Consider the following 10748-nt stretch of genomic DNA (forward strand, 5'->3'; position numbering starts at 1 on the left):
CCATCCGCCTAGACTGGGCCGCCGACCGAGTGACGGGGGAACCACATGCGCGTACTGGTCGTCGAGGACGAGGTCTTCATGGCCGAAGCCCTCCAGGCGGGACTGCGCCACGAGGCCATCGCCGCCGACGTGGCCCTGGACGGCGACGCCGCGCTGGAGCGGATCGGCGTCAACGACTACGACGTGGTGGTCCTCGACCGCGACCTCCCCGGGACCCACGGAGACCAGGTGTGCGCCGTCATCGCCCGCGACCACCCCGGCACCCGCGTGCTCATGCTGACCGCCGCCACCCGGCTCCGGGACAAGGTGGACGGGTTCTCCCTGGGCGCCGACGACTACCTCACCAAACCCTTCGCCGTCGAGGAGCTGGTCGTGCGCCTGCGCGCCCTCGCCCGGCGCCCCACGGCAGCCGTCCCGCCCGTGCTGGTGAGCGGCGACCTGAGGTTGGACCCCTATCGCAGGGAGGCCTACCGCTCCGGCCGCTACCTGCGTCTGCCCCGCAAGCAGTTCGCCGTCCTCGAACTGCTCATGCGGGCCGACGGGGGAGCGGTGAGCGCCGAGACCCTCCTGGAGAAGGTGTGGGACGAACACGCCGACCCCTTCACCAGCGCGCCCCGGGTGACGGTGTCGCAGCTGCGCCGGGTGCTCGGCGATCCGGACCCGATCGTGACCGTCCCCGGGGTGGGCTACCGTCTGGTCGCCCCCGGAGCGGACGCGTGAACGGCGCGCCGGTGCGGGTCAGCGCCCGCCTGCGCCTCACCCTGGGGTACGCGGTCTTCCTGGTCGTGGCGGGCCTGGCCGTGCTGGCCGGGGTGTACGTGGTCGTGCGGTACGTGCCCAACTACCCGCTCACCCCCGCCAACCCCAGCGACCTGGGACAACCCGTTCCCGCCCGGCCCCAGATCCTGGAGGCGCTGGTCCGGGTCTCCGGCGGCGTCCTCCTGGTCCTGGCCGTGTTCGGGCTGGTCGGGGGATGGTTCCTGTCCGGGTGGGTGCTGCGCCCCCTCCAGCGGATCAACGACGCCGTCCTGGTCGCCGCGACCGGGAACCTGGGGCAGCGGGTGGCGCTCACCGGCCGCAACGACGAGTTCCGGCAGCTCGCCGACGCCTTCGACCACATGCTGGACCGCCTCCAGGACGCCTTCGAGGCCCAGGAGAGGTTCGCCGCCAACGCCTCCCACGAACTCCGCACTCCGCTCGCCGTCAACGCCACCCTCCTGGACGTGGCCCGGCGCGACCCCGGGGGACAGGACTACCCGCGCCTGCTCGAACGGCTGGACCTCACCAACGCGCGGGCGATCGGCCTCACCGAGTCGCTGTTGCGGCTGGCCGACGCCAACGCCGTCACCGCCGTGTCCGCCCCCGTCGACCTCGCCGCCCTGGCCCGCGACGCCGTGGACGAGGGCGAGGAGGAGGCACTGGGCCGGGGCGTTCGGGTGGAGCGCGCGATCCACCCCGCCCCGACGGTCGGCGACACCGCGCTCCTCGCCCAGCTCGCCGAGAACCTGGTGCGCAACGCCCTGCGCCACAACACCCCCGGACCGGACGGAGCGCGCACCGCCCTGGTCTCCACCGGGCGCGACCCCCGCACCGGTGACGCCGTCCTGAGGGTGGAGAACACCGGCGCCGTGTACACGCCGGAGGCCGCCGCCCGCCTGCGCGAACCCTTCCTCCGGGGCGCGGGTCGGGTCGGAACCGGCCAGGGCCACGGTCTCGGCCTGGCCCTGGTGGACCGGGTCACCCGGGTGCACGGCGGCACCCTCGACCTGCGCCCGCGCGGGGCCGACCGGGGCGGGGGGCTCGCGGTCACGGTCACGCTCCCCGCCGGGGGCGCCGCTCAGTCGTCGTAGAAGGCCCGCTCCATCACCGCGCGCGCCCGCCGCGTGGTGCGCAGGTAGGCCTCGGTCAGCTGCTCCGCCGGACCCTCCGGCTCGGGGCCCTCCACCGCTGGGCCCTCCTCCGCCGCGCCGTCGCCGTCCGCGTCGTCCTCGTCGGTGCCGTACCCCATGGCCTGGGCCAACGCCGCGCGCACCCGGGGATCGTGCGGGATCGAGTCACCGGCCCGGCCGCGCACCAGCATCACCATGCCGCGCACCCGAGAGGCCAGCCGCCACGACCGCTCCAGCGCCACCCCGTCGTCCGCGGCCAGGAAGCCGTGCGCCACCGCCACCCCCAGGGCCGGGAGCGTCTGCGGGGTACGCAGGTCCGGGAACTCGTGGGCGTGCCGCAACTGCACCAGCTGCGCCACCCACTCCACGTCCGACAGCCCGCCCCGGCCCAGCTTCGTGTGCAGGGTCGGGTCGGCGCCGCGCGGCAGCCGCTCGGCCTCCATCCGGGCCTTGAGCTTGCGGATCTCCACGACCGCGGTGGGGGAGACCCCGCCCTCCGGGTAGCGGATCGGGTCGATCAGCGCCACGAACGCCGAACGCAGTCCCTCGTCCCCGGCGATCGGCCGCGCCCGCAACAGCGCCTGGCTCTCCCACACCTGGGACCAGCGCCCGTAGTAGGCGGCATAGGAGTCCAGCGTGCGCACCACCGGGCCGCTGCGGCCCTCCGGGCGCAGGTCGGTGTCGATCTTCAGCGCCGGTTCGGCCTGCGGCATCTCCAGCAGCCGGGCCAGCTCGCGCACGATCGCCATGGCCTGCCTGGTGGCCGCGCCCGTGTCCACCCCCGGCATCGGGTCGTGCACGTACATGACGTCGGCGTCGCTGGCATAGGTGAGTTCCCCGCCGCCGAACCGGCCCATCGCGACCACGCACACCCGTGTGAGCTCCTCGCCGCCGGACTCGGCCACCACCTTGGTGTAGGCCGCCCGCAGCGCCGCGTCGATGGTCACCGCCGCGATCCCGGTGAGCGCCCGGCCCACCTCCTCCACCGAGCACACGCCCAGCAGGTCGGCGGCGGCCGTACGCAGCAGCTCCCGGCGGCGCAGAGCGCGCACCGCCGACACCGCCTCCTCCGGGGTGTCGTACCGGCGCAGCGCGGCGTCGGCCTCGGCCATCAGCGTCCGGGTCTCCCGCCGCCGCAGGTCGGCGTCGTCGCCCAGCATCGCCACCGCCTCGGGGGCGCGCAGCAGCAGCTCGGTCACGTACCGGCTGGTCCCGAGCAGCCACGCCATCCGCTCGGCCACCCGGACGTCGTCCCGCAGGAGCCGCAGGTACCAGGGGGTGGTGCCCAGGGCATCGCTGACCTGCCGGAAGCCGAGCAGCCCGGCGTCCGGGTCGGGGGAGTCCGCGAACCAGCCCAGCATCACGGGCAGCAGGGTGCGCTGGATGGCGGCCCGCCGTGACAGCCCCGACGTGAGCGACTCCAGGTGACGCAGTGCCCCGCGCGGGTCGACGAACCCCAGGGCGCCGAGCCGTTCCACCGCCTGGTCGGCGGAGAGCCGGATCTCGTCTTCGGGCAGCGCCGCCACCGCGTTCAGGAGCGGTCGGTAGAAGAGCTTCTCGTGCAGGCGGCGCACCTCCGCCGACACCCGCTTGCGGGCGCCGGTCAGCTCCCTCTCGGCGTTGGTCGGGTAGCCCAGGGCGCGGCCCAGCTGTCGCAGCCGGGCCGGGCCGTCGGGCGCCTTGGGGTCGGGCATCAGGTGGGTCCGGCGCAGCCGTTCCAGCTGGAGCAGGTGCTCCACCCGGCGCAGGAAGCGGTAGGCGTCGGCCAGGCCGGCCGCGTCCCGTCGGCCCACGTAGCCGTGCTCCGACAGCGCGGTCAAGGCCTCCAGGGTGTTGCCCGAGCGCAGCCGGTCGTCCGAGCGGCCGTGCACCAGCTGGAGCAGCTGCACGGAGAACTCGATGTCGCGCAGGCCGCCCGGACCCAGCTTGAGCTCGTGCTCGGCCTGGCCCGCGGGGATGTGCGCCACCACGCGACGGCGCATGGCCTGCACGTCCTCCACGAAGTCCTTGCGGGCGGAGGCCTCCCACACCAGCGGGGCGATCGCCTCCGCGTACGAGCGGCCCAGCGCCACGTCCCCGGCGATCGGCCGGGCCTTGAGCAGGGCCTGGAACTCCCAGGTCTTGGCCCAGCGCTCGTAGTAGGCCAGGTGCCCGGACAGCGGCCGCACCAGCGGACCGTTGCGCCCCTCCGGCCGCAGCGCCGGGTCCACCTCCCACAGGGTGCCCTCGGCGTCGGTCTGCGCCGGTACGCGCATCATCGCCGTGGCCAGCCGGGTCGCGGCCCGCTGGGCCTCCTGGTCGTCGGCGGGGAGCCCGTCGTCGCCCGGGGCGGGTTCGGCCACGAACACCACGTCCACGTCGCTGACGTAGTTGAGCTCGCGGCCCCCGCACTTGCCCATGCCGATCACGCTCAGACGGCACAGCGCCGCGTCCTCGGGAGCCTCCGCGCGGGCCAGCGCCAGGGCCGCGTCCAGGAGCGCCGCGGCGAGGTCCGACAGTTCGGCGGCGACCTCCTCGACGGTGTTGACGCCGGTCAGATCGCGTCCGGCCAACCGCAGGACCCGGCGGCGGTAGGCCACCCGCAGCGTGTGCCGGAGCGCCTCGACGGGGTCACCGTCGTCGCCCTCCCCCAGGGAGAGGTCGGCCACCGGCGCCGCGTCGTCGGGCCGCGCGCCCACGGTGTGCAGCAGCCCGTGGCGCAGCTCCTCACGGTCCGGTGTGCGCGCCGCGTCGGCCCCGCGCAGCTCGCGCCAGTCACCGGGGTGGCGCACCAGGTGGTCGGTGAGCGCGGTGCTGGCACCCAGGACCCGGCTCAGCCGGGTCCGCAGGTCCCGTTCGTCCCGCAGGGCCGCGCGCACCTCCTCCGGGTCCGGTGCGGCCTCCAACAGCCGGAGCAGCCCCAGCAGAGCCTGGTCCGGGTCGGCGGCGGCCGCGAGGGCGCCGATCACCTCGGTGTCGGCCCGGGCGTCCAGCCCGGCCTCCTCCACCAGCCGCAGGGCCCGGGTGCTGTCACTGAAGCCGCGCCGAGCGAGTGCTCCCGCTGTCATGTTGCTCTTTCCGTCCCATGCCACGCGTCCACGGTAGCCGTCCCGGGAGCCCGGCCCCGGAACCGGCTCGGGGCCGGTACCCGAACTGGATACCGGCCCCGAGGGGGTGTCGCCTAGATGTCGTAGTAGAGCTCGAACTCGCGCGGGTGGGGGCGCAGGCGCAGGGAGTCGATCTCCTCGGTGCGCTTGTAGTCGATGTAGGTCTCGATGAGGTCCTTGGTGAAGACCCCGCCCTCCAGCAGGAACTCGTGGTCGGCCTCCAGGGCCTCCAGAGCGGCATCCAGGGACGCCGGGACCGTCTCGATCGCCGCGGCCTCGGCCGGGGGCAGCTCGTACAGGTCCTTGTCGACCGGCTCCGGCGGCTCGATCTTGTTCTTGATGCCGTCCATACCGGCCATCAGCATGGCCGAGAAGGCCAGGTACGGGTTGGCCGAGGGGTCGGGCACCCGGAACTCGATGCGCTTGGCCTTCGGGTTGGACCCGGTCAGCGGCAGGCGGATGCAGGCCGAGCGGTTGCGCTGGCTGTAGACCAGGTTGATCGGGGCCTCGTAGCCCGGCACCAGGCGGTGGAAGGAGTTCACCGTCGGGTTGGTGAACGCCAGCAGTGCCGAGGCGTGCTTGAGCAGACCGCCGATGTAGTGGCGGGCCGTGTCCGAGAGCTGGCCGTAGCCCGCCTCGTCGAAGAACAGCGGGGCGCCGTCCTTCCACAGGCTCTGGTGGCAGTGCATGCCCGAGCCGTTGTCGCCGAAGAGCGGCTTGGGCATGAACGTGGCGGTCTTGCCCGCCTCGTTCGCCACGTTCTTCACGATGTACTTGTACAGCTGGACCTTGTCGGCCTGCTCCAGCAGCGTGCCGAACTTGATGCCGATCTCGGCCTGGCCCGCGGTGCCGACCTCGTGGTGCTGGAGCTCGACCTCGATGCCCGACTCGATCAGCGCCCGCACCATGTCCGAGCGCAGGTCGCTGTAGTGGTCGACCGGCTCGACGGGGAAGTAGCCGCCCTTGAAGCGCGGACGGTAACCGCGGTTGCCGCCCTCGATCGAGGACCCGGTGTTCCAGGCGCCCTCGATCGAGTCGATCTCGTAGTAGCCGGTGTTCGCACGCGTCTCGAACTTGACGTCGTCGAAGATGTAGAACTCGGCCTCGGGGCCGAAGAACGCCGTGTCGGCCACGCCCGAACCCTTGAGGTAGGCCTCGGCCTTACGGGCGACGTTGCGCGGGTCGCGGCTGTACGACTCCAGCGTGAGCGGGTCGTGGACGAAGAACGTCATGTTCAGCGTCTTGTGCTTGCGGAACGGGTCCAGCACGGCGGTGCCCAGGTCGGGCAGCAGCAGCATGTCGGACTCGTGGATGGCCTGGAAGCCGCGGATCGAGGAACCGTCGAACATCTGACCGTCGGTGAACGTGGACTCGTCCACGTTCTCGACCGGGAGGGTAACGTGGTTCACGCCCCCGAACAGGTCCGTGAACCGGACGTCGAGGAACCTGACGTCCTCGTCTCGGATGTAGGCGAGCACCTCGTCGACGCTGCTGAACAAAACGGAACCTCCGTGCAGATAGCTGAGACGGCGGGTTCGCGCCCGCGTCGTCGCGGTCGTGTCGAACCACGCGCCGTCTCCCGGCTTCGTCTTCGAAGCTAGAAGTGCGTGATTTCCACGCCGTGTCTCGATTGTTTCCTGCATGTTACGGACCTTGTCGCCCGGGTGGACCAGTGGTCCCGTACCGGTGATTCCGCCTGTTTCAGGGCCAAACCGGTGTTCGGGAGCCTCGCGGAGTGACCGGCGCCACGCCGCCTCCGGGGGCGTGTCACCGTGCCCGGGCGGGCCCGAGCGCGGGGGGTGACGCGGGGCGGATACCGTGAAAAACATGAGCGACAACAGCCGGAGCGGCACCCCCACGGTCTCCGAAGACGACTTCCGTTACCGAGGCAACCGGCTGGGTCTGCCCGAGGACGGGAGCGGTTCGGTGCCCGGGGTCATGCGCCGCCTGGTCGGTCTCGCCCTCGACTGGGCCCTGTCCGCGATGCTCGTCTGGGCCGCGATCCGTCTCGGGCTGATCGGCCAGGAGCTGGCCGCCGCCGCGGCCGCCGGAGGCGACCCGGAGGCCATCGCCCTGACCAACTTCACGACCATGTCGACGCTGGTGGTGTTCGCGGCGATGAACCTCCTCCTGCTCACCCTGTTCGGCACGACCGTCGGCCGCCGTCTCGTGGGGGTGGGCATCACCGCCACCGGTGAGCGCTCCTGGCCCTGGTTCGCGTCCATGGCCGTACGCACACTGCTGTTGTGCCTGGTGATCCCGGCCGTGGTCTACGACCGCGACACCCGTGGCCTGCACGACCGCGCCGCCGGTACGGTGGCCACCCGGTTCTGATCAGGCGCCCCCGCCCCCGCCTTCCGGGTGCGCGGCGCGCACACGCGTGCGCACCCGTGCCGAGCTGCTGTTAGCATCCGTTCACGGCATTCCCGCGGGGACCCGCGACCTCGGGCCGCGTACCGCACGCCGACGCCCCACCGCTCGCACGGGTGCGCCGTTCGCACACACGCCCCGGGCGCCCCGACCCCGCCCCTCACGGTCTCCTCGCACCTCGAAGGTTCGCATGGCTGGTAGACGCTCCGCCCCACGCAACTCCGGCGCCTTGGGCGCCGCGCGGTTGACCCCCGGACAGTGGATCGCGTGTGTCGCGACCGCACTGGCCATCATCGCCAGCCTGGGAGGGTACGGCTGGTACCAGGGGTTGATCGGCAACATCACGACCGCCCAGGTCGACACCGACGAGTGGGACCGGCCCACGAGCGTCGAGGGCGTCATGAACATCCTCATCATCGGATCGGACGTGCGCTCCGGCGAGAACGCCGAGTACGGAGAGGTCGAGGGCGAGCGTCCGGACACGATGCTCATCGCGAGCGTCAACGTGGACAGTGGGGCCGCCACCCTGGTGAACCTGCCGCGTGACCTCATGGTCGACCTGCCCGGCTGCGAGGCCGTGGAGGGGTACGAGGGCATGCAGGCCCAACAGGGCATGATCAACTCCGCCATGACCTTCGGCGGGGTGGGCTGCCAGTGGAAGGCGGTCGAACAGGTCACCGGTGTGCACCTGGACCACTTCCTCATGATGGACTTCGTCGGCTTCAAGGACATGGTGGACGCCATCGGCGGGGTGGAGATGTGCATTCCCGAGCCCGTGGACGACCCCAAGGCCCACCTGGTCCTGGAGGCCGGGCTCCAGACCCTGGACGGCGAGGACTCGCTCGGGTTCGTGCGCTCCCGCTACTCGCAGGGGGACGGCAGCGACCTGTCCCGGATCGACCGCCAGCAGGAGTTCATGGGCGCGATGCTACGAGAGGTGCTCAGCAGCGACGTCATGACCAGCCCGGTCACCATCACCCGGTTCCTGGGAGCGGTCACCGACTCGATCACCACCGACGAGGAGCTGACCGTCGACACCATGGCCGACATCGCGATCTCGATGCGCGAGGTCGACCTGGACCGGGTCCAGTTCGTCACGGTCCCCAACGGCGCCCACCCGGCGGACCAGAACCGCATCATCATGAGCGAGCCCTCCGCCTCGGAGCTGTTCGAGGCGATCAACAACGGCGTGGACCTGGCGGGCGGCAAGGACGACGGGAAGAAGGACGACGACGGGGACGGGGCCGACGCGGTGGAGCCCGGCGACGTCTCGGTCCAGGTCGTGAACAACACCGCGGTCGAGGGTCTGGCCCTGGAGATCCAGGCGGTGCTGGTCCAGGACGGCTTCGTGGTCACCGGGGTCGGTAACCCCGAGACCCGCGCCCCCGAGGCGACCACGGTCTACCACGGGCCCGGCGACGAGGCGGCCGCGAGGCTGCTCGCGGGCACCCTCACCAACGCCACGGTGGAGGAGACCGAGGGGCTGGAGCAGACCCTCGAACTGGTCGCCGGGTCCGACTGGGAGGGCTTCGGCGCGTCCTCGTCCGAGAGTGACCTGTCCATCACCGACGACCTCGGCGGCGTGACCGCCGAGAAGCAGGAGAGCGCCTGCTAGAGGGCGACCGAGGCGTCAGGGGGCGTCGGGCGGACACGGTCCCGCCCGGCGCCCCTGCTCGTGCGCACGGTGCGGGGCGCGACGCGGTCCGACGTACCGAGACCGTTCCGGTACCATCTGGGGGGTTACGTCCGAGTAGTCACGGGGAGCGTCCCGTGACGACCCCTTCGGGCGAGTCCTCCCAGTCACAGAACGGATCGCAGGTGTCCCCTTGGCCCCAAGAAACGTGTCTACGGCCGCCGCCGGGATGAGTCTCGGCAAGTGGGCGGCGTGCGGGATGACCGGCGTGGTCATCGTCGGAAGCCTGGCCGGCTACGGCGTCTACCAGGACGTGTTCGCCATCGACACCGCCGAGATCAACACCGACGGGTGGGGCGACCGCCCCGCCCAGGTGGACGGGCTGCACAACATCCTGCTCCTGGGAACCGACGAGCGCGCGGGCGAGGACGCCAGCTACAACGAGCTCAACGGCGTCCGCCCCGACGTCCTGGTAGTCGTCAGCATCGACGTGGACCAGGGCGGGGTGACCATGGTCAACCTGCCCCGCGACACGATGGTCGAGATCCCGCCGTGCGAGGCCAACGAGAGCGGTGACGGCTGGGCCGGGGGCGTGGACCAGATCAACCACGCCATGACCTACGGCGGCATGGACTGCCAGGGCAACACCGTGGAGACCGTCACCGGCATCCACCTCGACCACATGGTCCTGGTGGACTTCGCCGGGTTCGAGAACATCGTGGACTCCATCGGCGGCATCGAGATGTGCGTCCCGGAGCCGATCGACGACCCCAAGGCGCACCTGGTGCTGGACGCCGGGACGCAGCGGCTCGACGGGGAGCAGGCCCTGGGCCTGGCCCGCTCCAGGGACAGCACGGAGTCCAGGAGCGACCTGGACCGGATCGAGAACCAGCACCGGATGATCGGCGCGATCCTGCGCGAGGTCACCAGCGGGGAGATCCTGTCGAGTCCGAGCTCCCTCTACGGCTTCCTCGACTCGGTCACCGACAGTCTGGTGACCGACGAGAACCTCACCAACGACAAGATGACCGAACTGGCCGTGGCCATGCGCGAGGTCGACCTGGGGCGGATGAACATGGTCACCGCGCCCGTTGTCGACTACGCGGCCAACCCCAACAAGGTCGCGCTGGAGGAGGGGCCCGCGCAGGAGCTGTTCGCGGCGGTGGCCGCGGGCGAGCTCACCACGGGCCCGGCCGACGACGAGGAGTCGGGTGCCGAGGACGACGGCGGGCCCGAGCCCTCCGAGGTCTCCCTGCGGGTCCTCAACAACACGGGGATCAACGGCCGGGGCAGCCAGGTGCAGGAGCTCCTGGTGGCCGAGGGCTTCGTGGTGACCGAGTCCACCAACCCGGACGTGCGGGCCCCCGACACGACCACGGTCTACCACGGTCCGGACCGGGCCGAGCACGCCGAGGTGCTGGCCTCCGCGCTGTCGGTCGCCGAGGTCGTGGAGGAGCCCTCCCTGGGGGACGAGCTGGAACTCGTCATGGGCGGTGTCGACTGGGACGGACTCGCCACGGGCGGCGCGGAGTCGGGCGGGGGGTCCGGCGCCCCGCTCGGCGACGTCGACACCACCTCGGCGGCCGAGGACGAGGTCACCTGTTCCTGAGCCCACCCCCGGACTCCTGAGCGCACCCCCCGGAGCGAGCACACGTCGAAGGGGCCGTCACACCAGGGCGAATTCTAGGAGTCGTCGCAACACGTAAGGTCAGTTGCTCGTTGTGAGCAGCTTGGCGAGGCGCTCGGCTGGGGTATCCCAGCCGAGCGTTT

At 71.9% G+C, this 10748-nt stretch carries 7 protein-coding genes; 5 read left to right on the forward strand and 2 right to left on the reverse strand.

Features of this window, described 5'->3' with window-relative positions; translation table 11 throughout:
- The first annotated feature begins 45 nt into the window (after window positions 1-45).
- Window positions 46-720: a response regulator transcription factor gene (locus tag ACFYL4_RS23385; RefSeq protein WP_387520992.1), complete on the forward strand. Its 675-nt coding sequence runs from the start codon at window positions 46-48 to the stop codon at window positions 718-720.
- A complete protein-coding gene (locus ACFYL4_RS23390) occupies window positions 717-1850 on the forward strand; it encodes a sensor histidine kinase (RefSeq protein ID WP_387520994.1) in 1134 nt (377 codons plus the stop codon). Before ACFYL4_RS23385 ends, ACFYL4_RS23390 begins: the two co-directional genes overlap by 4 nt.
- Here the strand turns inward: ACFYL4_RS23390 and ACFYL4_RS23395 are convergent.
- Window positions 1838-4936: a bifunctional [glutamine synthetase] adenylyltransferase/[glutamine synthetase]-adenylyl-L-tyrosine phosphorylase gene (locus tag ACFYL4_RS23395; RefSeq protein ID WP_387521019.1), complete on the reverse strand. Its 3099-nt coding sequence runs from the start codon at window positions 4934-4936 to the stop codon at window positions 1838-1840. The genes ACFYL4_RS23390 and ACFYL4_RS23395 overlap by 13 nt on opposite strands.
- 113 nt (window positions 4937-5049) lie before the next feature.
- Window positions 5050-6474: a type I glutamate--ammonia ligase gene (glnA, locus tag ACFYL4_RS23400; RefSeq protein ID WP_357759504.1), complete on the reverse strand. Its 1425-nt coding sequence runs from the start codon at window positions 6472-6474 to the stop codon at window positions 5050-5052.
- Window positions 6475-6802: 328 nt separating this feature from the next.
- Here glnA and ACFYL4_RS23405 point away from each other — a divergent pair, with 328 nt between their 5' ends.
- From ACFYL4_RS23405 to ACFYL4_RS23415, 3 genes are all read left to right on the forward strand, one after another.
- Window positions 6803-7309 (forward strand): RDD family protein, encoded by a 507-nt coding sequence (locus ACFYL4_RS23405; protein WP_387520998.1) that lies wholly within the window; start codon window positions 6803-6805, stop codon window positions 7307-7309.
- Window positions 7310-7535: 226 nt separating this feature from the next.
- Window positions 7536-8960 (forward strand): LCP family protein, encoded by a 1425-nt coding sequence (locus ACFYL4_RS23410; RefSeq protein WP_387521001.1) that lies wholly within the window; start codon window positions 7536-7538, stop codon window positions 8958-8960.
- A gap of 247 nt (window positions 8961-9207) precedes the next feature.
- Entirely contained in the window at window positions 9208-10587 is a 1380-nt protein-coding gene (locus ACFYL4_RS23415) for an LCP family protein (RefSeq protein ID WP_387521022.1), read from the forward strand.
- Window positions 10588-10748 lie beyond the last annotated feature (161 nt).

The sequence above is a fragment of the Nocardiopsis sp. NPDC006938 genome, assembly GCF_042869555.1.
GTDB lineage: Bacteria > Actinomycetota > Actinomycetes > Streptosporangiales > Streptosporangiaceae > Nocardiopsis.

Bases quoted from the DNA above. Each gene is read 5' to 3' on its own strand.
- ACFYL4_RS23385 (WP_387520992.1), top strand. From the start codon at position 46: ATGCGCGTACTGGTCGTCGAGGACGAGGTCTTCATGGCCGAAGCCCTC.
- ACFYL4_RS23395 (WP_387521019.1), bottom strand. From the start codon at position 4,936: ATGACAGCGGGAGCACTCGCTCGGCGCGGCTTCAGTGACAGCACCCGG.
- ACFYL4_RS23405 (WP_387520998.1), top strand. From the start codon at position 6,803: ATGAGCGACAACAGCCGGAGCGGCACCCCCACGGTCTCCGAAGACGAC.
- ACFYL4_RS23410 (WP_387521001.1), top strand. From the start codon at position 7,536: ATGGCTGGTAGACGCTCCGCCCCACGCAACTCCGGCGCCTTGGGCGCC.
- ACFYL4_RS23415 (WP_387521022.1), top strand. From the start codon at position 9,208: ATGAGTCTCGGCAAGTGGGCGGCGTGCGGGATGACCGGCGTGGTCATC.